This is a genomic window from Amycolatopsis sp. NPDC114504 (assembly GCF_055633595.1).
The window spans coordinates 231,596-253,683 of sequence record NZ_JBVKDU010000002.1; the positions used below are offsets into that span (position 1 = coordinate 231,596).

A 22,088-nucleotide genomic window follows, 5' to 3' on the forward strand; every position below is an offset into this window, starting at 1 on the left:
TCGGTCCAAGCCGACCCGGCGCAACGGACCGGTATCGGGCCGCCCGATCCGGTAACGAAGGCCGGGCGCCCCGAGACGTAGTCCCCGGACCTGGTGCACCAGCTCTGGTTGCGCCGATCGGGTGGCCACTGAGGAGGACACGTGCCGGACACCGCCGCCGCACCCGACGACCTCGGGCCCGTCCTCCGGAACCTCGCCTACGGCAGATTGGCCCAGACGCGGGCGAAGCTGGCCAACAGCCCGGAAACCCGCGAATTCCTGGAGCTCGGGCTGCAGCTCCTGCGCGACGACCTGATCGGGCACACCGGGCCCGACTTCGAGACCGGGATCCGGTCGAAGCTCTTCGAATCGGTCTCGCGCGAACGCATCCTGCAGCGCGCCGACGAGGCCGACCGCGCTCGGCGGAACCCGAACGTGCTCACCGTCAACATGTTCCGGTACCGCTGGGAGCGGAAGGACCGCTACACCGAGGACCTCATCTCGTACCTGTTCCGGCCGGCGCCCCAGCGCCACCACTTCGCCGAGATGACCGCCGTCACCGACCGGCTGATCCGGCGGGCCAGCTTCGCCGAGCTGGTGCGCACGCTCGCCGACGCCGAGGTGCGGACGGTGCTGGAGGACCCGCTGGTCGGCTTGCAGAGCACCGTCCAGAACGCGATGCCCAACCACCCGCGCGTCCGCGAGTTCTGCCAGGCGCACCTCGACCACCTGATGCCGCGCTGGGCCGACCTGTACGTGCGGATCACCGCCGCCTACGGGCTCCGGCTGAAGGCCGGGTTCACCTGGCTGGACGTCGCGCTCATGTTCAACGCCGTCGTCGAAGGCGAGCTGACCTGGTCCCGCGTGGCCGCCCGGCCGGTCCTGTCCGGCGGTGGCCACGTCGTGCCCACCGCGATCCTCGCCATGCTGGCCAGTCTCCTGGAGAACGCGCCGCCGGACTTCGAGAACTGTTACGCCGTCGCGAAGTAGGCGTCCAGCGCCTCTTCCCACGGCCGCATCGGGGTCAGCCAGGCTTCCTGCCACGAAGCCGGCGACAGCACCGAGTACGCCGGCCGCGTCGCCGCCTGGGGGTACTCCGCCGTCGTGCACGGCTTCACCCGTGCCGGGTCGGCCCCCAGCCGCGTGAAGATCGCCTGGGCGAAGCCGTACCAGCTCACCGCGCCCGCGTTCGTGCAGTGCAGGATCCGGCGCTCCGGCCCGTCCCCGGCCGCCACCCGGGCAGCCAGCTCCATGAGCCCCGAGGCCAAATCGGACGTCCAAGTAGGACCGCCCACCTGATCGTCCACAACGGACAGCTCCGGCCGCGAAGACTCCAGGCGCACCATGGTCTTCACGAAGTTCGCCCCGGCGTGCCCGTACAGCCACCCGGTCCGCACCACCCAGGACGACGCCCCCGACCCGAGCACCGCGTCCTCACCGGCCGCCTTGGTGCGGCCGTACGCCGACCGCGGCCCCAGCTCGTCGGAAGGCTCGTACGGCGCGGTGGCGTCGCCGGCGAAGACGTAGTCCGTCGACACGTGGATCAGCGGCACCCGCCGGGAAGCGCACGCCGCGGCCAGCACCCGCGGCCCGTCGGCGTTGACCGCGAACGCGCGGTCCTCGTCCTTCTCCGCCGCGTCGACCGCCGTGTACGCCGCCGCGTTGATCACGACCGGCGCGGAGCCCGTTTCGCGGGCCCGGTCGGCCAGTGCGCCGACCGCCGCCAGCACCTGGCCCGTCGCCGTCAGGTCGAGCTCCGCCGATCCCGGCGCGACGACGTCCACGTCGTCACCCGAAGCAGCGGCCAGGTCGCGGCCGAGCTGTCCGGAACCGCCGGGCACGAGCACCGTCAGCCGCACGAGCACATCCTCACTTCTTGAGCGTCTTGAGCGCGGCCCGCTCCGCCAGGGGCTCCCACCACGCGCGATTGTCCGTGTACCAGGCCACCGTCGCGGCCAGACCGTCCTCGAAGGACACGCGCGGAGCGTACCCCAGCTCCGAACCGATCTTCGTGATGTCCACCGAGTACCGGCGGTCGTGACCCTTGCGGTCCTCGACCGGCTCGACGCTGTCCCAGCCCGCGCCGACCGAGGCGAGCAGCTTCTCGGTCAGCGACCGGTTCGTCAGCTCGGTACCGCCGCCGATGTTGTAGATCTCGCCGGGGCGGCCGCCGTCGGCGACGAGCTGGATGCCGTGGCAGTGGTCGTCCACGTGCAGCCAGTCACGGACGTTGAGGCCGTCGCCGTAGAGCGGCACCTTCCGCCCGTCGAGCAGGTTCGTGACGAACAGCGGGATGACCTTCTCCGGGAATTGGTACGGACCGTAGTTGTTGGAGCACCGGGTGACGCACACCGGCAACCCGTGGGTACGGAAGAAGGAGCGCGCCACCAGATCGGAGGACGCCTTCGACGCCGAATAGGGCGAGTTCGGCTCCAGGATGTGATCTTCGGTCCAGGATCCGGTCTCGATCGAGCCGTACACCTCGTCCGTGGACACGTGGACGAACTTCGAGACGCCCGCTTCCAGCGCGGCCTGCAGCAGGTTCTGCGTACCGAGCACGTTCGTCAGGACGAAGTCCGCGGCACCGAGGATCGAGCGGTCCACATGCGACTCCGCGGCGAAGTGCACGACCAGGTCGACCCCGCGCATGACCTCCACGACCCGCGCGGCGTCACAGATGTCGCCGCGGACGAACCGCAACCGCGGGTCGGCGGCGACCGGCGCCAGGTTGGCCTCGTTGCCGGCGTAGGTGAGCTTGTCCAGCACCACCACCTCGGCGTCGCGCAACGTCGGGTAGGCGCCGCTCAGCACCTGCCGGACGTAGTGCGACCCGATGAAGCCGGCACCACCGGTGACCAGGACCCGCATCTTCCCGCCTTTCCCTCGGCCCCCGACCGGGGCAATCGGCCCCCAGCCTACGGAGGTCCAACAACACCCTCAGTAGAGTCATCATCGAGGCACAGGGGTGTCCTGGGGGAAGCACGGGGTTTCACAGGGGAGGAAGCGCGTGACCGAATGGCCTGCGCCGCCCATCCCGGCGCGCCGGAGCTACGGCGTCGCGGTCTTCGCCCGCCGCGGCGGCAAAGTGGTCGTGTCGTTGCTGTCCGTCGCGATCCTGGCCTTGACCTGGTACGGCTGGCACTTCATCGGCGACCCGAACACCGGCTTGACCACGACGAACGTCTTCGCCGACACCGAGGCGCACGCGAAGCCGCTCGACGGCGCGATCGACATCCTCCTGGTCGGCCAGGACAGCCGCACCGACGCGCAGGGCAACCCGCTCCCGCGCGAAGTGCTCGACATGCTGCACGCCGGCGTCTCCGACGGTGAGCTGAACACCGACACGATGATCCTCGTGCACATCCCCCAGAACGGGAAGCACGCGATCGCGATCTCGTTCCCCCGCGACTCCTGGGTGGAGCTGGCCGGCGGCTACGGCAAGCACAAGCTCAACAGCGCCTTTGTCTACGCGTACACGGACACTTACAAAACGTTGCAGCGCCAGGGCATGACCGACCTCAAGGAGGCCGACGCGCAGGCGAAGGTCGCCGGGCGGAAGAACCTGATCGCCACGATCGAGAAGTTCATCGGCAAGCCGGGCATGATCGACCGCTACGCCGAGGTCAACCTGGCGAGCTTCTACGAGATCACCAAGTCGATCGGCGGCGTCGAGGTCTGTCTCAAGGGGCCGGTCAAGGAAGTGAAGTCCGGCGTGGACCTGCCGGGCGGCCGGCAGACGATCGAGGGCGTGCAGGCGCTCGCGTTCGTCCGGCAGCGCTACGACCTGCCCAACTACGACCTCGACCGGATCGCCCGCCAGCAGGCCTTCCTCTCCGGCCTGGCCCGCAAGGTGATCTCGACCGACGTGCTGACCAGCCCGGGCAAGATCGCCGACCTGGTGGCCGCGGTGAAGAAGTCCGTGGTGCTGTCGCAGGGCTGGGACCTGACCGAGTTCGGCGAGCAGATGCGCGGCCTGACCGGCGGCAACATCGAGTTCCACACCATCCCCACCCAGGGCAACGCGGTGATCGGCGGCGCCGACGTGCTGCGCGTCGACCAGGCCGCCGTCCAGGCCGAGGTGACGCGGCTGACCTTCGACGGCGACGCCCCGGCGACGACGGCACCGGCCCAGCTGCCGGGCGCCAACGCCGTCACGGTCGAGCTGTTCGACGGCACGGGCTCGGCGGCACTGGCCGGCCAGACGCACTCGGCGCTCCAGACCAAGGGCTTCACGGTCGCCGCCGACCAGAAGCTGAGCACCCGCAACACCACCGTCGTCCGGTACAACCCGGCCGACACCGCCGCGCTGGACCTCGTCAAGCAGGCGCTGGGCACCACCGTCCAGGCCGAGCCGGACCGGGACGTCGCCGCCGGGCACGTGCGCGTGCTGCTGGGCAAGGACTTCCGCAGCTCGGCCGCCGGTCCGGGCGGCGCGCCGACCACCACCCCGAAGGCGCCGTCGACCCCGGTGTCTTCCACCCCCGCCGCGCCGCCGATCACCGCGGGCGACGTTCCCTGCATCAACTAGACTGAGTACGCAGGGTGGTCGGGGGAGGGTAAACCGGGATGGAAGACGAGCAGGTAGAGCCGGATCCGGTGACGGAGCGCGACGATTCGGAGTGGAAGCCGTCGCCGTTCCCGCGTGAACCGGCCCCTGCTCCGGTGGCCGCGAGGCCGTCGCGGATGCGACGGGCCGGGCGCGTCACCCGCCGGCTCGCGGTCGGGCTCGTCTCGGTGCTCGCGCTCGGCGTCAGCGGCTACGCCTACGTCACGAAGGACCAGCTGCAGAGCAACGTCCCGACGACCGACGCGCTCACCCCGCGCGCCGGCGAGCCCGCGCCGCCGCCCGCGGACGACGGCGCCGACGACATCCTGCTCGTCGGCAGCGACGCGCGGACGGACGCGCAGGGCAACCAGCTCCCGCTGCGGGTGCTGAAGGAGCTGCGGACCGAGGCCAACAGCGGCGCGGTGAACACCGACACGGTGATCCTGCTGCGGGTGCCGAAGAACGGCTCGAAGCCGTCGGCGGTGTCGGTGCCGCGCGACACGTGGACCGACGTCCCGGGCCGCGGCAAGGCGAAGATCAACTCGGCGTACGGCATCGCGAAGGCGCACTTCGCGCAGCAGCTGCGCGCGCAGGGCGAGCGCGACCAGGCGAAGATCGAGCGCGACTCCGACACCGAGGGCCGCCGGGTGCTGGTGCAGGCGGTGCAGGACCTCACGCAGGTGCGCGTCGACCACTACGCCGAGATCAACCTGCTGGGCTTCTACCTGCTCACGGAGGCCCTCGGCGGCGTGAGGGTGTGCCTGAACCACTCGACCGAGGACAAGGACTCGGGCGCGAACTTCCGCCGCGGCGAGCAGACGGTATCGGGCGGGGAAGCGCTGTCGTTCGTCCGCCAGCGCAAGAACCTGCCGCGCGGCGACCTAGACCGGATCGTCCGGCAGCAGGCGTTCCTGTCGTCGGCACTGCACCAGGTGCTGTCGGCGGGCACGCTGACCAGCCCGGGCACGCTCGGCAGCCTGATGGACGCGGTGCACAAGTCGCTGACCCTGGACCCGGGGCTCGACCTGCTGGAGTTCGCACAGCAGGCGAAGGGTTTGGCATCGGGCGACCTGACGTTCGCGACGATCCCGGTGATCACGGCCAACGGACGCAGCGAGGACGGCCAGAGCATCGTGGAGGTGGATCCGAAGGCGGTCCGCGAGTTCGTGGCAGGCCTGGCGGGCCGCCCGGCCCCGGCGGCGGCCAAGGCCCCGGGCGGAGCCCCGACGGGCGGCGGTTCGGGAGGCGGCTCGGGCAGCGGCGCCGCCCCCGCCGCGGCACCGCTGCTCGAGGCCTCCAGCGGAGTTCCCTGCGTCAACTGACCGCGGGGGGCCCGGCCGGCGGCCCGCGATCCTCGACAAGCCGGACCCCGGCAGCCCCCTGAGCGCAAGGGCGCGGTCGTCGACCGCCGCCCCCGCGTGCCAGACCCCGGCAGCCCCAGCGTCAACTGAAGTCGGCGCGGTGGTCCTCCACCCACTGCCGGAAGGTCCGCGGCGCCTTCCCGGTCACCTCGCGCACGACGTCCGTCACCACCGACGGCTCCCGCGTCGTCCGCTCCGTCGCGCGCAGGACCTCCGGGGGCACCTCGGGCGGCCAGCCCAGCGCCGTCATCCGGTCGGCCGCCTGCTCCGGCGTCAGCTCCTCCACGCGCAGCGGCCTACTCAGCACCTCCGCGAGGACCGCGGCCTGCTCGCGGAAGCTGATCGGCTCCGGACCGCTCAGCCGCAGCGCTTCCCCCGCGTGCGAGCCGTCCAGCAGGATCTTCGCCGCGACGTCGCCGATGTCGCGCTCGTGGATCGCGCCGACGCGGGAGTCCGGGTACGGCGTCCGGACGACTCCGGCGGCGATGTCCGCGCGCCAGCCCAGCGCGTTCGTCGCGAACGAGCCCGGGTTGAGCAGCGTCTCGGCGAACGGTGCCGCGATCAGCGCCTCCTCCACCGCGCGGTGGAACCGTGCGATCCGGCTCTGCGAGGACCGGGGTTCGAGCGTCGCCCCCGACGACAGCAGCACGACGTGGCGCACGCCGGCCGCCTCGGCCGCCTTCACGAACCCTTCGATCCCCGACGGCCGCGTGTACAGGAACACCGCGTCGACACCGGCCAGCGCGGCGTCCAGTGTGGACGGATCCTCCAGATCGGCGCTGACCTTGGCGGTCGGGACGTCGAGCGTGGCGGCGTCACGGCTCGCCGCGCGGACGTCCTGACCTGCGGCGACGAGCGCGTCGAGCACGGCTCGACCGACGTTGCCCCGCGCCCCGGTGACGAGAATGGACATAGCTGTCCCCCAGCTTCCGAGATACATTTGCTTGCAAAGCAAAGCTACTCAGCACGGAGACGCGGTGTCAACCGGCGAAGCCCGTGGTCCGCGCTTTAGCCTTGTCCGCATGAGCCTGACCGACGAGCTGCTGCGCCCGCTGCTGGCCTCGCCCGCCAAACCGTTGATCACCCATTACGACGACCAGCTCGGCAGCCGCGTCGAGCTGTCCGTGGCGACGACCGCCAACTGGGCGGCGAAGACGGCCAACTGGCTGACCGAGGAGTTCGACGTCGAGCCGGGCGACGCGGTGGCCGTGCAGCTGCCGGCGCACTGGCAGACCGTCGGTGTGCTGCTCGGGGCGTGGTGGTGCGGGGCGCGCGTCGTGGCCGAAGGCGCGGGCGCCCGGGTCGCGTTCGTCGGGCCGGACGACCCGGAGCCGACCGGCGCGGCCGCGACCGCCGTCGTGACGCTCGACCCGATGGGACGCGGGCTGGCCGAGCCGCCGGGCGGCGGCGCGTTCGACTACCTGACGGAGTCCCGGATGGCGGGCGACCAGTACAGCCCGCTCTTCACGATCCCCGGCGACACGGCCGCCCTGTTCGCGTCCACTGTGGACGAAGTGCTGGCCGAAGCCCGCGCCCGCGCGGCGAAACTCGGTCTCACCGCGGACGACCGCGTGCTGTCCACTCGCGACTGGAGCGGGCCGGAGGGAATCCTCGACGGCCTGCTCGTCCCCCTGGCCGCGGGCGCCCACCTCGTCCACGTGAGCAATGCGGACGAGGCCAAGCTGGCGGCCCGCCGCGACGCCGAACGCACCACGGCGGACCTCCCGGCCTAGACACTAGGCGTTCTGCAGTTCGCCGGCTTCGGCTTCGCGGCGGGCGCGCTTGCGTCCCCACAGCAGGTGGTCCAGGGAAAGCCGCCCGCCGTTGAAGCCCAGCGCCAGCCCGGCGAGCGCGAGCACCAGCACCAGCTCGTAGCCGCCCTGGCCGGTCAGGCCGTTGTCGATGTGCACCGAGAGCAGCGCGCCGACCGAGATCACGACGTACCCGATGCCGACCAGCGGCATCAAGAAGCCGACGATGAACGCGATCGAGCCGAGGATTTCGACGGTCATCGCGAAGATCGCGGCGACCGTGGGCATCGGGATGCCCGTCATCGAGAAGAACTTCGCCGTGCCGTCGATGCCGTTGTTCCACTTCTGGAGGCCGTGCGCGAGGAAAACGACCGCGACGCCGATCCTCCCCAGCAGCAGGGCCACGTCCTTGAATCGTCCGAACATCCGGCTTCAGCTCCCCGGTGGGTGAATTTTCAACTGACCCGCCCCAAGTTAGGGCGCCGGAACCCCGGATCGAAGCTCCGGAGGGTGATCGACAGGGAACCGACAGGGACGAAAAACCGGTTTCGCGCGGCCCGCCGCGGGGCTATCTTCGCCCTGACCTGCGTCCACGACCGCGAGGAGACCCCGATGCGCCGACAGACCGTCCGACCCGGCCTGTCACCCGCATCACAAAGGACTTCCCACGACCGTGAAAACCCTGAACATCGGCATCCTCGCGCACGTCGACGCCGGTAAGACCAGCCTGACCGAGCGCCTGCTCTTCGAAGCGGGCGCGATCGAGCGCCTCGGCAGCGTCGACCGCGGCGACACCCAGACCGACTCCCTCGAGCTCGAACGCCGTCGCGGCATCACCATCCGGTCCGCGGTGGTCTCGTTCACGACCGGCGGCACCCGGATCACGCTGATCGACACCCCGGGCCACTCGGACTTCATCGCCGAGGTCGAGCGTGCGCTGCGCGTGCTCGACGGCGCGGTCCTGGTGGTGTCCGCCGTCGAGGGCGTCCAGGCCCAGACCCGCGTCCTGATGCGCACGCTGCGCCGGCTCGCCATCCCGACGCTGATCTTCGTCAACAAGATCGACCGGATGGGCGCGCGCGACCAGCTCGGCGACATCCGCGCGAAGCTGTCACCCCGGGCGATCCCGCTGACCGCGGCCGCTTCACCGGAATTCCTGGCCGACGGCGACGACGCCTTTCTGGAGTCCTATGTGGACGGCAAGGTCGACGACGCGGCCTGCCGTACCGAGCTGGCCCGGCAGGTGGCCCGCGCCGAGCTGCACCCGGTCCTGTCCGGTTCGGCGATCACCGGCACCGGCGTCGCGGACCTCGTCACGGCGATGGCCGAGCTGCTTCCGTCGACCGAGCGCACCGGTGACGGACCCCTGCACGCGACGGTGTTCAAGATCGACCGCGGCCGCGCCGGCGAGAAGATCGCCTACGCCCGGCTGCACTCCGGTTCACTGGCCGTGCGACAGCGAATCGCTTTCTACCGCGGCGAAACCGAGTTCACTGGCCGCGTCTCGTCGATCGAAGTCGCCGGCGACGACATCGCGCTCGCCGGGGACGTCGCCCGGGTGCGCGGGCTGCGGGAGGTCCGGATCGGCGACCGGCTCGGCTCCCCCGGCACCGCGGGCGACGGCGTGTTCGCGCCGCCGAGCCTGGAGACCGTGGTGCGCCCGGTCCGGCCGGAGCAGGCCGCGGCGCTGTTCACCGCGTTGAGTCGACTGTCCGAAGAGGACCCGTTGATCGACGTCCGCCGGCACGGCCATGACGTTTCGGTGCGGCTCTACGGCGAAGTGCAGAAGGAAGTGCTGCGCTCGATGCTGGCCGACGGCGCGGGCATCGACGTCACGTTCGAGCAGACGCGCACCCTGTACGTCGAGAAGCCGGTCGGCCTCGGAGAAGCCGTCGAGGAGCTGGATCCCGAGCAGCGGCTGTACTTCTTCGCGACGGTCGGGCTGCGGGTGGAGCCCGGCCCCGGCGTCACGTTCGGGCTTTCGGTCGAGCTGGGCTCGCTGCCGCTCGCTTTCCACAAGGCCATCGACGAGACCGTCCACACCACGCTCGAGCAGGGGCTGTACGGCTGGGAGGTGCTCGACGTCGCCGTCACGCTGACGCACACGGCGTTCTTCAGCCCGCTCAGCGCGGCGAGCGACTTCCGGAAGATGACGCCGCTGGTGCTGATGGCGGCGTTGAAGGAGGCCGGCACGCGGGTGCACGAACCGGTGCACCGCTTCGAGCTGGAGATCCCCGCGAACGCCGTCAGCGCGGTGCTGCTCAAGCTCGCGGACCTGCGCGCGGTGCCCGGCGAGCCCGTCGCCGGGCCGGCGTCGTGCACCCTCCACGGGACGATCCCCGCGGAGCACGTCCACGAGTTCGAGCAGGCGCTGCCCGCGCTCAGCCAGGGCGAGGGCGTCTTCCTCAGCGAGTTCGACGACTACCGGCCCTACCCCGGTCCGCCGCCGGTCCGGCCGCAGACCGGCGAGAACCCGTTGAACCGCAAGGAGTACCTCTCGCAGGTGGCCCGGCGTTAGCGCTTGTGCGCCCAGGCGGCGCCGAAGCAGTACGCGCCGAACGAGGCGAGGCCGAGCGCCACCACGATCAGCAGCACGGTGCCGAAGGGCTGGGCGGCGAGCGTCTTGAGCGCGGCGTCCAGCCCGCCGGCCTTGTTCGGGTCGGCGGTGAACCCGGCGATCGCGACGAGGACCGCGACGATCGCCAGGACGACGCCCTTGGCGAGGTAGCCCGTCCGGCCGATCCCGCCGATCCAGCGCTTGGTCTTGCCGGGCAGCTCCTGCGTGTCGAGGTCTTCGAGGAACTTCTTCTTGACGCCCTTCACCCCGGCGGCGATCGCGACCCCGAGGATGCACGCGGCGGCGATGACCACCAGCGCCGGGCCCGCGGGCAGCTGGAGCAGCTTCCCGGTGAACTCCTGCTGCGTCTGGTTGCTCGACCCGCCACCACCGCTGCCGGTGGCGATCTTGAAGGCCGTGAAGCCCAGCGCGATCACGACGACGCCACGGGCGGCCGCGCCGATCCGCTTGCGCGTCCGCTTGCCGCCGCTGACCCATTCGTAGCCGGTGGCGGCCATCATGAATTGCCAGAGGCCGAACAGGACCAGGCCGATGGCGAGGACCCAGAGCAGGACCTGGCCGAACGCCGTCGAGCCGACCTGCTGCAGCGCGCCCTTCTGGTCGGCCTGCTCGCTGTCACCGAAGGCGACCTGAACGGCCAGGTAGGCGATGACGAGGTGCACGACGCCGTAGCAGGCCATGCCGATCCGGCCGAGCAGCTGCGCTGTGTCGCTCTTCTCGCCCCGCTGGGTCGTGGCGGCTGTCTGGTTCATGCGGTTCGAGTACCCACTCCGACGCGGGATCGGCTGGGCCAAGCGGCCTAATCACTTGCTGTACCTGGGACGATCGCAGCGTGAGCGCGCGACTGGTCGGCTACTGGTCGGAGTCGGAGGTGTATCCCGGCTCGACCGAGTACACCGACCTGGGCTTCCGGGCCGACGGCTCGGGCTGGCAGTACTGGGCGAGCTGGAGCACGGCGTTCGTCGTCCACCGCTTCACCTGGCACGCACCGGAACCCGGCCGGCTCGTGCTGCACCTGCAGGCGGAGGTCGACGGCCGGTGGGCGCCCGGCGGAGCCCACCGCGTCGAAGGCCGGGAGCAGCTCGACACCCGGCTCGAACTGGCCTGGACGCTCGCGCCGGACCGGAAGCTGACCCTGGACCGCCCGCTCGACGAGATGCTCGGCGGCACGGAGTTCCTCCCCGTCACCGGCGGCGGCACGGACCCGACGCTCGGCTAGGCGGGCCGGCGGCGGATGGCGTCGAGCCCGGTCCAGCCACCGTTGACCGCGAGCACCGTCAGCACTTGTTCGGCCTGCTCGGCGAACTGCGCGAGGTCGTCGTGGAGCAGCGCCGCGCGTTCGCCGTCGAGCTGGTCGAAGTCGTCCCACCAGAGCCCGATCGCCGTGCCCGCCGCGAGGACGAGGCCCTGCACCAGGCGTTGAAGCCCGGGCGAGGGCGCGCCCGCCGTCTCGCGGTAGGCCGTCTCGATGTCGTCACAGGCGGTCAGCAGCTCCCGCAACCGGGCGACGGCCCCGGCGGGCGTGCCGTCCCAGGCGGCCGTCGGCCAGGTGCGGTCGGACAGTTCGAGCCACAGCCGCCAGCCGGCGACCAGCTCGGCTTCGTCGTGGGGCGTCCAGGACGCCGGAACCGGCCAGTACATCCTTCGAGGGTGACACCGCCGGAGCGGAAATCCGCCCCGGCGGTGGGTTATGTCTCATGTGGCGAAATTCAGCCGATCTCCCCGCTGATCACGGGCGGCACCGGCACGCACGGCGGCGTCTTGGCGTGGGCCGGGTCGAGGGCGTTGAGCACCAGCCCCTGCGCGACGGGGTCGTAGGTGATGCCGAGGTGGTCGGTGAAGTCGAGCCCGCAGACGTTCTGCAGCAGGATGTTCTTGACGTTCGGCGCGGCTTTGAGGAAAGCGCTCGTGTAGGGCGTGACGACGTCGTCGTAGCGGGTCTGGATGACGGTGTACTGGATGCCGTCGACGGTCTCACCACCGGCGTTGAGGTCGGTGAGGAAGTCCGACCCGACGGCCTGCTCGTTGCAGGACTGGCAAACGGTACCGAGCGCGGCCGGCACGCCGGGGATCATTTCGAGGGTGCTGAGCAGGCCGAAGAGATCGGTCCCGTGATTGGACGGCGACAGCCCGACGAGCCGGCTGATCTTGGTCGCGCCACCGAGGTACTTGATCCAGTACCGGATGTTCATCCCGCCCTGCGAGTGCCCGACGACGTCGAGCTTGCTCGCCCCGGTCGCCGCCAGGATCTTGTCCCCGTAGGCGGCAAGCGCTTTCGCGGTGTCGGCGACGGGCCCGACGGTCTGCAGGAAGCTCCCGGGCGCGCCGCCGAAGTTGCCGGCGAAGACGCAGTAGCCGGCGTTGGCGAGCTTCTGCGAGAGGTTGGCCCAGTTCTCGTAGGCGTTGGCGGTGGTCCCGTTGGAGAGCAGCACGGGATTGGGGTGCTTGTCGCTGGGTTTGCAGTTCCAGTCGTTCGCCCCGGGCGGCGCGATGGTCGGGGCGCCGAGCGAGTAGAGGGCGGCGGTGAGGATGTTGGGCTGCACGGGCCCAGTGGGTTCTCGTTCGGCTGCTTGGACGGTCCCGGCCCCCAGTACGAGCGCCGCCACCGCAGCGACGACCGCCGTAAGCCACCTGCGCGTCATGCCCATCCGATTCACCTCTCTGTGAAGGATGGTGATCCACGTCACCGAATGGTTAACGCGCGGGTAACATGTCCGGACACTCCCCCTGGTGAGTGATTTTCTTTCGGCCTTTGACCTGCTACGAGTGACACAAAGCGGGTCGAGTGACACTCACGGACATGACAAAGCCCCCGGCACCGCGTGGGCGCCGGGGGCTTTGGTGGGTCGGAAGCGATCAGCCCTTGAGCAGGGCTCGCGCCATGACGACCTTCTGGATCTGGTTGGTGCCTTCGTAGATCTGCGTGATCTTCGCGTCGCGCATCATGCGCTCCACGGGGAAGTCGCGGGTGTAGCCGGCGCCGCCGAAGAGCTGGACTGCGTCCGTCGTCACCTCCATCGCGATGTCCGACGCGTACGTCTTCGCCGCCGAGGCCATGAAGCCCGCGCGCTTGTCGCCGCGCTCCGATGCCGCTGCCGAGGCGTACACCAGGTGGCGGGCCGCCTCGATCTTCGTGCCCATGTCGGCCAGCATGAACTGGACGCCCTGGAACTCGGCGATCGACTTGCCGAACTGCTTGCGGTCCTTCACGTACGCGATCGCCGCGTCCAGCGCGCCCTGGGCGATGCCCAGTGCCTGCGCGCCGATCGTCGGGCGGGTGTGGTCCAGCGTGCGCAGGGCCGTCTTCAGGCCCGTGCCCGGCTCGCCGATGATGCGGTCCTCGGGGATCGTGCAGTTCTCGAAGTAGATCTCGCGCGTCGGGGAGCCCTTGATGCCGAGCTTCTTCTCCTTCGGGCCCACCGAGAAGCCCGGGTCGTCCTTGTGCACGACGAACGCCGAGATGCCGTTGGCCTTCTTCTCCGCGTCCGGGTCGGTCACCACCATCACCGTGTACCAGGTCGACTCGCCCGCGTTGGTGATCCAGCACTTGGTGCCGTTGAGCACCCAGTGGTCGCCGTCGAGCCGGGCACGCGCGCGCATCGACGCCGTGTCCGAGCCCGCTTCGCGCTCCGAAAGCGCGTACGACGCCGAAGCCTCGCCCGACGCGATCGAGGGCAGCACCAGCTTCTTCACGCTCTCCGAGCCGGACAGGATGATCGGCTGCGTGCCGAGCTTGTTCACCGCCGGGATCAGCGACGCCGACGCGTCGACCCGCGCGACCTCTTCGATCACGATGCAGGCGCCCACGGCGTCCGCGCCCTGGCCGTCGTACTCCTCGCCGATGTGGACGGCGTTGAACCCGGACTTGACCAGCGCGTTGTACGCCTCGATCGGGTAGCGCTCGTTCTCGTCGACCTCGGCCGCGTACGGCGCGATCTCCTTCTCGGCCAGGGCCCGGACCGCGGCCCGCAGCTCCTCGTGCTCCTCGGCAAGCTGGTACAGGCCTTCGGTCACTTCCGGTCACCTTCTCTACGACGTCGGGAGGGTTCCGTCGATGTTAGCGCTCGTTCACACACTGCGGCCGCCTCGTCCTTGTGTCCTTGACCGCAGAATTCGTACAGTCGAGTGATGCCGCTCACCGCGCCGACGACGCCGCCCGGTTTGCCCGCCTCCCTCGACTACCCCGAAGTTCCGGTCGGTTCGCTCATCGCCGCCGGCGCCACCCGGTGGGGTGATCGGACCGCCTTCGCCCACGACGGCCGCAGCCTCACCTTCGCCGAGACCTACCGCGCGGCCTGCCGCTTCGCCCACGCGCTGCGGGCGCGGGGCATCGGCCGCGGTGACGTCGTGGCGCTGCACCTGCCGAACTGCCTGGCCTTCCCGGTCGCCTACTACGGCACGCTGCTGGCCGGGGCGACCTTCAGCCCGGCCAACCCGCTGCTCCCGCCGGACGACCTCGCCTTCCAGCTCGCCGACTGCGAAGCCGCCGCCGTCGTGACGTTCGGGCCGGTCGCCGGGGTGCTGGCGAGCGTCGCCGACCGGATCCCGGCCCGGCTGACGGTCGTCGTGGGCCCCACCGCCGACCTGCCCGACGGCGCCGTCGAGTTCGAGGCCTTCCAGGACGGCCACCCGGACACGCGCCCCGAGGTCGAGCTGTCCCTGCACGACGACCTCGCGCACCTCGCCTACACCGGCGGCACCACCGGCCGTTCGAAGGGCGTGCGGCTGTCGCACCGCAACGTCGTGGTCAACACCCTGCAGCACTCGTGCTGGGGCAGCGGCTCCGTCCCGGCGCTCGACGCCCACGGCGACGTCACCCTCGACCAGGTCGGCAGCGCGGACGAGTGGCCGACGCGCCTCGGCACCGGCGTCGCGATCAACCTGACGCCGTGGTTCCACGCGATGGGCATCATCGGCGGCATGAACGCGGCGGTGATCGCCGGCACGACGATCGTCCTGCACTCGCGCTTCGACCCGCCGGCCTACGTCGCCGACGCCGAACGGCTGCGCATCACCGGCATCGGCGGCGCGCCCGCGCTGTTCGCCGCCCTGCTCGCGACGCCGTCGTTCCACACCGCGGACCTCTCGTCGGTGCGCGCGATCGGCTCGGGTGCGGCGCCGATGAACCACGCGATGATCAACGCGCTGCGCGAGCGGTTCCCGGGCGTGGTGGTCAGCGAGGGGTACGGCCTCACCGAGGCGACGATGGGCGCGATCATCTCGCCGACGTACGCCTCGGGCACCCGCAAGGTCGGCTCGGTCGGCGTGCCGATCTTCGACACCGAGGTCAAGGTCGTCCCGGCCGAAGGCGGCGAAGACCCGCTGCCGGCGGGCGAGAAGGGCGAGGTCTGCCTGCGCGGGCCGCAGATCATGCTCGGCTACCGCAACCGCCCGGAGGAGACGGCGGCCGCCCTCGTCGACGGCTGGCTCCACACCGGCGACGTCGGCATCCTCGACGCCGACGGCTACCTGTCCATCGTGGACCGCAAGAAGGACATGCTGCTGTACAAGGGCTACAACGTCTTCCCGCGCGAGCTGGAGGAGCTGCTGATCACGATGCCCGGCGTCGCGGCGGCGGCCGTGGTGGGCCGGCCCGACACCGAGGTCGGCGAGCTGCCGGTCGCGTTCGTGGTGCCGCGCGGCTCGCTGGACGCCGACGAGCTGATGGCCGCGGTCAACGAGAAGGTGACGCCCTACAAGCGGTTGCGGGAGATCCACGTCGTCGATCAGATCCCGGTGTCCGCCGCCGGGAAGGTGCTCAAGCGGGAGCTACGGCAGCAGCTGATCGGCGAGCTGCCCGGCTAGCCGGTCGCCGGACAGGAGCGTGCCCGCCTGCTTGACGTGCTTGAGCAGCGGGGAGACCTCCATGCTCAGCAGCCCGGGCAGTGAGCCGATCCGGTCCGAGGTGAACTCGTACAGCTCGTCGAGGTCACGGCAGTGCGTGACGGCGTGGACGTTGTGTGGCCCGGAAACCGCCGCGGCGAAGGCGATTTCCGGCATCTGCGCGAGCGTGCGCCCGACGTCCTTGACCGCCGACGGGTGCACGCGCAGCCAGAGGCTCGCCCGGGCGTGGTAGCCGAGCGCCACGGCCGCGATCTCGACGTCGATGTGGACGACGCGCAGCCGGACCAGCGTCTCCAGCCGGCGGGCGGCGCGGCCGGGCGTCAGGTCCGCCGCCGCGGCGAGGTCGACCAGGGCGGCGCGGCCGTCCGCGGCGAGGACGTCGAGCAGCTTCTCGTCCGCGGCGGTGAGCCGCACGGGATCCCTGGCCACGACCGGGGCTTCGGTGAACGGCGACTCGTCGCTCCCGAGCATCGACTCCTGCTCGGGAGTCAGCGTGCCCCGGAGCGCGGCCCAGTAGTGCCCGCGGCCGCCGACGAACTGGCGGAGCATCGCCGACGCGTGGATGTCGAGGACGGCCGCGGTCCGCGGCAGCTGCTGGCCGAGCAGGTCGTCGCGCTGTTCCCGGGTACGCGACCGCACCGCGAACCCGACTTCGGAGCCGCCCGCGCTGAGCCCGACCCAGCTGACGTCGTCGCGCTTCGCGAGCGCGTCGGCGATGGCCGCGGCGCTGCCGGGACGGCACCGCAGCCGCACCAGCCACTTGCTCTGACCCAGCGCCCCCGGGTCGACGATGCCCGCGACGCGGATGACGCCCTCCCCGCGAAGCCGCCGATAACGCCGGCCGACCGCGTTCTCGGTGACGCCGAGCACGGCCGCGATCGAGGCGAACGAGGCCCGCGGAGCGACCTGCAGCGCCCGGATGAGACGCACATCGTCGGGCTGCACAGTGACGGATTCGGCCATCGACGCTCCTCTCGTCGAGGCAATCCTACAAATCCGCCTTCCGGACGGGCGCGATCGGCGGTGGGCCGGACAGACTCGGAGCGCACCCGGCCGAAGGGAACAGCCATGAAGACCGCCCTCATCATCGGGGCCTCGCGCGGACTCGGTCACGCGATCGCCGCCGAACTCGCCACCCGCGGGTGGCACGTCCTCGGCACGGTCCGCGACCCGGCCGCCCGGACACCCCTGCACGACCTCGTGGACGCGTCCGGCGGGCGCGTCGAGGTCGAGCACCTCGACATCACCGAGCCCGATCAGCTGCCGCCCCTGCGCGACCGGCTCGCCGGCCGACGGCTCGACCTGCTCTTCGTCAACGCGGGCACCACGAACAACCCGGCGACGCCGATCGGCGAGGTCTCGACGGCCGACTTCGTCGACGTCATGGTCACCAACGCGCTCAGCCCCCTGCGCGTTATCGAGGCGCTCCAGGACCTCGTGCCCGCCGACGGCCTCATCGGCGCGATGTCGTCGGGCCAGGGCAGCATCACGAACAACACGGCCGGCTCCCGCGAGGTCTACCGCGCCAGCAAGGCGGCGCTGAACATGCTCATGCGCAGCTTCGCCGCCCGGCAGGCCGACCGGGCCCTGCTGCTCATGGCTCCCGGCTGGATCCGCACCGCCCTCGGCGGCGACCAGGCGCCGTTCAGCCTCGAGGAGACCGTGCCGCTGATCGTCGACGTCCTGCTGGCCAAGCTCGGCAAACCCGGACTCGAGTTCCTCGACCGCACGGGCGAGACCGTGCCGTGGTGACCCGCTAGTGGCCGGTCTTCGCGCGCAGGGCCGCGTCCTTGTCCAGGACCAGCTTCTCCAGGTCCTGCTGGAACGTCGCCATCTTCGAGCGCAGGCCCTCGTCCGACGCCGCCAGGATGCGGACCGCCAGCAGGCCCGCGTTGCGCGCGCCGCCCACCGAGACCGTCGCCACCGGGACGCCCGCCGGCATCTGGACGATCGACAGCAGCGAGTCCAGCCCGTCCAGGTACTTCAGCGGGACCGGGACGCCGATCACCGGCAGCACCGTCGCCGACGCCACCATGCCCGGCAGGTGCGCCGCGCCGCCCGCGCCCGCGATGATCACGCGGATGCCGCGGGCCACCGCCGACGTCGCGTAGTCCAGCATGCGCTGCGGCGTGCGGTGCGCCGAGTAGACGCCGACCTCGTACTCGACGCCGAACTCGTCCAGCGCCGCACCGGCCGCCTCGAGGGTCGGCCAGTCCGAGTCGCTGCCCATGATCACGCCCACCTGCGGCGCCATAGCTGTTCTCCTAGTGGATTTCGTAGCCGTCGAGCCAGACGGCGTGGGACAGCCAGTGCGCCGACAGCAGCGCGCGGTTGCGCAGGTCGTCCATGCGCTCGCCGGTGAAGTTGACGTGCCCGAGCTTGCGGCCCGGCCGCTCCTGCTTGCCGTAGAGGTGCACCCGCACCTCCGGGTACCGCGCGAACAGGTGGTGCAGCCGCTCGTCCGGGCCCATTTCGGGCAGCTCCGGCGCACCCAGCACGTTGGCCATCACGCACGCCGGCGCGATCAGGTCCGTGCGGCCCAGCGGGTAGTCGAGCACCGCCCGCAGGTGCTGCTCGAACTGCGACGTGCGCGCGCCGTCCATGGTCCAGTGCCCGGAGTTGTGCGGGCGCATCGCCAGCTCGTTGACCAGCAGCCCGGTGTCCGTCTCGAACAGCTCGACCGCGAGCAGCCCGGTGACGTCCAGCGTCGACGCGACCCGCAGCGCCAGGTCCTGCGCCTCGTGCACGCGCTCCGGCGCGAGCCCCGGCGCCGGGGCCAGCACCTCGGTGTTGATGCCGCCGGTCTGCACCGTCTCCACCACGGGGTACGCCGCGCCCTGGCCGAAGGGCGAGCGGGCGACGAGCGCGGCCAGCTCCCGCCGCATCGCCACCTTCTCCTCGACCAGCAGTGCCGTGCCCGCTTCCAGGAGCTCCGGCACGGTCTCGCGGGCGTGCCGCGCGGTGTCCAGCATCCAGACGCCGCGGCCGTCGTACCCGCCGGTCGACGCCTTGAGCACGACGGGCCAGCCGTGCTCGCCGCCGAACTTCACCACGTCGTCCACAGTGGACACCTCGGCGAAGGCCGGGCCCGGCACGCCGAGGCCCGCCATCATCTCGCGCATCACCAGCTTGTTCTGCGCGAAACCCAGCGCCGACGGGGCCGGCCGGATGAGGTAACCCTCCATCGCCAGCGTCAGCAGGTGCTCGCCCGGCACGTGCTCGTGGTCGAACGTGACCACGTCGACCGACGCCGCGAACTTCCGCAGCGCGTCGAGGTCGGTGTGGTGCCCCAGCACGACGTCACCCGCGACGAGCCCCGCGGCTTCGTTCTCCCCCGCCGCGAGCACGCGCAGGGACTGGCCGAGGGAGATCGCCGCCTGGTGGGTCATCCGGGCCAGCTGTCCGCCGCCCACCATGCCCACGACGGGCAGACCGGTGTGTTTGTCCATAGCGCCAGCCAGCCTAAACGGTCACCAAGCCGGTCGACCGCCGGACCAGACGAAGCTCACGCGCCGCGAGCCCAAGGATCCCGGCCGCCGCCGCGAGGACGTAGACGTTGCCGATGATCGACCAGCCCAGGCCCCAGCCGAACTCGCGATCGCCGCCGTTGGGCACCAGCATCACGATCTGCGAGGCGAACAGCACCGCGACCGCCGCCGCGGCCCACCACCGCGCCTTGACCACCAGCAGCGTGAGCAAGGGCACGCACCAGACCCAGTGGTGTGACCACGACACCGGCGACAGCAGCAGCCCGTAGAACGCCGTCACGAGCAACGCCGCCGTGTTCTCCTCTCGCCGGTGCAGCCGCACGACCAGCCACACCGCGGGCACGGCGAGCACCGCCGCCACCCCGACCGCCACCGCCAGCGACCAGGACGCGAGATGCGTGGCCCGGTTGACCAGCCCGTTGAGCGACTGGTTGAAGATCCAGTGCACCGACCCGACCCGGGTCGGGTCGGTCGCCGAATCCCGCCAGAACCGCACCGCGTCGACCGGGATGACCGCGAACATCACCGCTTCGAGCCCCACGAACGTACCGAGCGCGCGTAGCCCGTCCTTCCACCTCCCGGTGAAGAACAGGTGCGGTACGAAGATCAACGGGGTCAGCTTGATCGCCGCCGCCACGCCGATCAGCACGCCCGCCCAGCGCGACCCACGCTGCGAGAGCACCAGGACGTCCAGCACCACGAACGCCATCAGTATCAAGTTGATCTGGCCCAAGAACAGCGTCTTCCAGACCGGTTCCAGCGCCAGCGCGATGGCCGTTCCCGCCGGCAGCGCCCACCAGCTTCTTCCCAGAAGCGACGAGTGCCCCGGCGACGACAGCACCACCGTGATCACGACCATAAGGGCGACCACCGACAAAAACGCGATCACGCCCCACACCAGGCCGGACGGCACCAGCGCGAGCGGCAGGAACAGCGGCGCGGCGGCCGGGGTGTAGGTGAACGGCAGCCGCACCCAGTCGGGCAACGCCGTCAGCACGTCCCGCGTGTAGAGCGGGTCGCCGTGCAGCAGCGTCAACGCCCCGGCGCGGTACACGGCGCTGTCCGCGCCCAGGTGCCACCCGGCCAGCCAGACGACGACGCCGAGCGCCAGCACCAGCACCGCGATCCCGCCGGCCAGGAGCCGGCCCCGCACCTCAGACGCCGGTCGTGACGTCGACATGCTCGTCCGCGGCGGCCCTCTTCCGCGCCCGCCGCTGCAGGCCCCAGCGCAGCACGAGCGCCACGGCCAGCACGACCGGCATCAGGATGTAGGCGTCCCCCAGGATGTTCTGCCAGACCGTCCAGTGCAGCTCGACGTTGCGGCCGTTCGGCAGGATCAGCAGCACGCAGCTGACGAACACGAACGCCGCGAGGAACGTCCCGACCCAGCGCTTCCACGCCGTCTTCGGGGTGGTCTTCGGCAGCCGCGACACCAGCAGCACGATCAGCGGGATCACCCACACCCAGTGGTGCGTCCACGAAATCGGCGAGATCAGCAGCGTCCAGAACGCGGTGACGAGCAGTGCGGCCAGCGCCTGGCCCTTGCGGTGGAAGCGGATCAGCAGCCACAGCGCCGGGATCGCGAGCAGCGCGCCGATGCCCATCGCCGCCTTCGACGCCCACGGCGCGAGGTCGGTGGCCCGGTTCATCAGCGCGTTCAGCGACTGGTTGCCGGCCCAGTGCACCGGCCCGATCCGGCCGGTGTCCGGCAGCGTCACGGTCCAGTACTTGGCGGCGTCGTGCGAGTTGATCAGGAACATCAGCCCCTGCAGCACGACGAACGTGGCGAAGCCGCGGATCGCGTCCATCCGCCGGCCGGTGATGAACAGGTGCCCGAGGAAGACCAGCGGGGTCAGCTTGATCGCCGCCGCGACGCCGACCAGCACACCGCCCCAGCGGCTCCCCCGCGCGCCGATGACCAGCATGTCCAGCAGGATCATGGCCATCAGGACCAGGTTGATCTGGCCGAGGAAGATCGTCCGCCACACCGGTTCGAGGCCGAGGAAGACCAGGAAGAACACGATGGTCGAGCGGGCGGGCGAGGCCCACCAGCGCGGGCCGTCGGCGGCCGGACGGGGCAGCGCGCCGATCGCGATCCGGATCGACAGCGCCATCGCCGCCAGCGAGATCGCGGTGATCAGGCCCCAGGAGATCTGCGTCGGGAACGCGGCGAGCGGCACGAAGATCAGCGCGGCCGTCGGCGGGTAGGTGAACGGCAGCAGCGCCCACCACGGCTCGGGGGCCAGCGTGTTCGCGTCGTAGAGGGAGTCACCGTGCAGCAGCGTGAGCGCGCCGGCCCGGTAGACCGCGCTGTCGACGCCGAGCACCCAGTCGTGCTGCCAGCCCCAGATGCCGTACCCGATCGCCACCAGCGGGATCACCGCGAGGATCAGCATCGACCGTGGACGGACGGACAGCCGGGCGAGTGACTTCCGCAGGGCCAGGCGGTGCGGCGATCTGGCCGCGACTGCGCCGTCGACGTCGGTGGATACGGTCCGGGTCACCTCACCAGGAAATCATGAGCCGTCCGATCCGGGTCAG

The 22,088-nt window shown here is 71.1% G+C and carries 21 protein-coding genes; 8 read left to right on the forward strand and 13 right to left on the reverse strand.

Annotated elements, in window-relative coordinates; genetic code table 11:
* Window positions 1-141: 141 nt before the first annotated feature.
* Window positions 142-969 (forward strand): hypothetical protein, encoded by an 828-nt coding sequence (locus ACZ7PG_RS12645; RefSeq protein ID WP_470239241.1) that lies wholly within the window; start codon window positions 142-144, stop codon window positions 967-969.
* Here the strand turns inward: ACZ7PG_RS12645 and rfbD are convergent.
* Window positions 951-1,844: a dTDP-4-dehydrorhamnose reductase gene (gene rfbD / locus ACZ7PG_RS12650; protein ID WP_470239242.1), complete on the reverse strand. Its 894-nt coding sequence runs from the start codon at window positions 1,842-1,844 to the stop codon at window positions 951-953. The two genes, ACZ7PG_RS12645 and rfbD, sit on opposite strands and share 19 nt — an antisense overlap.
* A gap of 4 nt (window positions 1,845-1,848) precedes the next feature.
* On the reverse strand, window positions 1,849-2,847 hold the full coding sequence (rfbB, locus tag ACZ7PG_RS12655) for a dTDP-glucose 4,6-dehydratase (RefSeq protein WP_470239243.1): 999 nt from the start codon (window positions 2,845-2,847) through the stop codon (window positions 1,849-1,851).
* Between the two features lie 139 nt (window positions 2,848-2,986).
* On the opposite strand from rfbB, the gene ACZ7PG_RS12660 reads away from it, so the two are divergent.
* A complete protein-coding gene (locus ACZ7PG_RS12660) occupies window positions 2,987-4,507 on the forward strand; it encodes an LCP family protein (protein ID WP_470239244.1) in 1,521 nt (506 codons plus the stop codon).
* 38 nt (window positions 4,508-4,545) lie between these two features.
* Window positions 4,546-5,847, forward strand: a complete 1,302-nt coding sequence (locus ACZ7PG_RS12665) for an LCP family protein (RefSeq protein WP_470239245.1) — start codon at window positions 4,546-4,548, stop codon at window positions 5,845-5,847.
* Window positions 5,848-5,968: 121 nt separating this feature from the next.
* On the opposite strand, the gene ACZ7PG_RS12670 is transcribed toward ACZ7PG_RS12665, so the two are convergent.
* Entirely contained in the window at window positions 5,969-6,799 is an 831-nt protein-coding gene (locus ACZ7PG_RS12670; protein ID WP_470239246.1) for an NAD(P)H-binding protein, read from the reverse strand.
* A 109-nt stretch (window positions 6,800-6,908) separates the two neighbouring features.
* On the opposite strand from ACZ7PG_RS12670, the gene ACZ7PG_RS12675 reads away from it, so the two are divergent.
* Window positions 6,909-7,619, forward strand: coding sequence for a TIGR03089 family protein (locus ACZ7PG_RS12675; protein WP_470239247.1), 711 nt, complete (start codon window positions 6,909-6,911; stop codon window positions 7,617-7,619).
* A 3-nt stretch (window positions 7,620-7,622) separates the two neighbouring features.
* Here the strand turns inward: ACZ7PG_RS12675 and ACZ7PG_RS12680 are convergent, their stop codons facing one another.
* On the reverse strand, window positions 7,623-8,063 hold the full coding sequence (locus tag ACZ7PG_RS12680; protein ID WP_470239248.1) for a DoxX family protein: 441 nt from the start codon (window positions 8,061-8,063) through the stop codon (window positions 7,623-7,625).
* 247 nt (window positions 8,064-8,310) lie between these two features.
* Between ACZ7PG_RS12680 and ACZ7PG_RS12685 the strand changes: the two genes are divergently transcribed.
* On the forward strand, window positions 8,311-10,155 hold the full coding sequence (locus ACZ7PG_RS12685; RefSeq protein WP_470239249.1) for a GTP-binding protein: 1,845 nt from the start codon (window positions 8,311-8,313) through the stop codon (window positions 10,153-10,155).
* Here the strand turns inward: ACZ7PG_RS12685 and ACZ7PG_RS12690 are convergent.
* On the reverse strand, window positions 10,152-10,967 hold the full coding sequence (locus ACZ7PG_RS12690) for a DUF1206 domain-containing protein (RefSeq protein WP_470239250.1): 816 nt from the start codon (window positions 10,965-10,967) through the stop codon (window positions 10,152-10,154). The genes ACZ7PG_RS12685 and ACZ7PG_RS12690 overlap by 4 nt on opposite strands.
* An 80-nt stretch (window positions 10,968-11,047) precedes the next feature.
* Here ACZ7PG_RS12690 and ACZ7PG_RS12695 point away from each other — a divergent pair, with 80 nt between their 5' ends.
* Complete coding sequence (locus tag ACZ7PG_RS12695) at window positions 11,048-11,434, forward strand: hypothetical protein (protein ID WP_470239251.1); 387 nt, start codon at window positions 11,048-11,050, stop codon at window positions 11,432-11,434.
* On the opposite strand, the gene ACZ7PG_RS12700 is transcribed toward ACZ7PG_RS12695, so the two are convergent.
* The 3 genes from ACZ7PG_RS12700 to ACZ7PG_RS12710 form a co-directional block, all read right to left on the reverse strand.
* Entirely contained in the window at window positions 11,431-11,856 is a 426-nt protein-coding gene (locus tag ACZ7PG_RS12700) for a hypothetical protein (RefSeq protein WP_470239252.1), read from the reverse strand. The genes ACZ7PG_RS12695 and ACZ7PG_RS12700 overlap by 4 nt on opposite strands.
* A 68-nt stretch (window positions 11,857-11,924) precedes the next feature.
* Window positions 11,925-12,758 carry an esterase/lipase family protein gene (locus ACZ7PG_RS12705; RefSeq protein ID WP_470239253.1) on the reverse strand — a complete coding sequence of 278 codons (834 nt, stop codon included), beginning with the start codon at window positions 12,756-12,758 and terminating at the stop codon, window positions 11,925-11,927.
* Between the two features lie 313 nt (window positions 12,759-13,071).
* Complete coding sequence (locus tag ACZ7PG_RS12710) at window positions 13,072-14,229, reverse strand: acyl-CoA dehydrogenase family protein (protein WP_470239254.1); 1,158 nt, start codon at window positions 14,227-14,229, stop codon at window positions 13,072-13,074.
* 114 nt (window positions 14,230-14,343) lie between these two features.
* Here ACZ7PG_RS12710 and ACZ7PG_RS12715 point away from each other — a divergent pair, with 114 nt between their 5' ends.
* On the forward strand, window positions 14,344-16,020 hold the full coding sequence (locus ACZ7PG_RS12715) for a class I adenylate-forming enzyme family protein (protein ID WP_470239255.1): 1,677 nt from the start codon (window positions 14,344-14,346) through the stop codon (window positions 16,018-16,020).
* Here the strand turns inward: ACZ7PG_RS12715 and ACZ7PG_RS12720 are convergent.
* Window positions 15,985-17,022: an Lrp/AsnC family transcriptional regulator gene (locus ACZ7PG_RS12720; RefSeq protein WP_470239256.1), complete on the reverse strand. Its 1,038-nt coding sequence runs from the start codon at window positions 17,020-17,022 to the stop codon at window positions 15,985-15,987. The two genes, ACZ7PG_RS12715 and ACZ7PG_RS12720, sit on opposite strands and share 36 nt — an antisense overlap.
* Window positions 17,023-17,127: 105 nt before the next feature.
* On the opposite strand from ACZ7PG_RS12720, the gene ACZ7PG_RS12725 reads away from it, so the two are divergent.
* Entirely contained in the window at window positions 17,128-17,811 is a 684-nt protein-coding gene (locus ACZ7PG_RS12725; RefSeq protein WP_470239257.1) for an SDR family NAD(P)-dependent oxidoreductase, read from the forward strand.
* Between the two features lie 4 nt (window positions 17,812-17,815).
* Here the strand turns inward: ACZ7PG_RS12725 and purE are convergent, their stop codons facing one another.
* Genes purE through ACZ7PG_RS12745 form a run of 4 tightly spaced genes read right to left on the reverse strand, consistent with a single transcriptional unit; the run spans window position 17,816 to window position 22,051 of the window.
* The gene (gene purE, locus ACZ7PG_RS12730; RefSeq protein WP_285999861.1) at window positions 17,816-18,313 is read right to left on the reverse strand and encodes a 5-(carboxyamino)imidazole ribonucleotide mutase; all 498 of its coding nucleotides are present in this window, start codon (window positions 18,311-18,313) and stop codon (window positions 17,816-17,818) included.
* A 10-nt stretch (window positions 18,314-18,323) separates the two neighbouring features.
* On the reverse strand, window positions 18,324-19,508 hold the full coding sequence (locus ACZ7PG_RS12735) for a 5-(carboxyamino)imidazole ribonucleotide synthase (RefSeq protein ID WP_470239258.1): 1,185 nt from the start codon (window positions 19,506-19,508) through the stop codon (window positions 18,324-18,326).
* Between the two features lie 13 nt (window positions 19,509-19,521).
* Window positions 19,522-20,727 carry a glycosyltransferase 87 family protein gene (locus ACZ7PG_RS12740; RefSeq protein ID WP_470239259.1) on the reverse strand — a complete coding sequence of 402 codons (1,206 nt, stop codon included), beginning with the start codon at window positions 20,725-20,727 and terminating at the stop codon, window positions 19,522-19,524.
* Window positions 20,702-22,051 carry a glycosyltransferase 87 family protein gene (locus ACZ7PG_RS12745; RefSeq protein WP_470239260.1) on the reverse strand — a complete coding sequence of 450 codons (1,350 nt, stop codon included), beginning with the start codon at window positions 22,049-22,051 and terminating at the stop codon, window positions 20,702-20,704. Before ACZ7PG_RS12745 ends, ACZ7PG_RS12740 begins: the two co-directional genes overlap by 26 nt.
* Window positions 22,052-22,088: the final 37 nt, after the last annotated feature.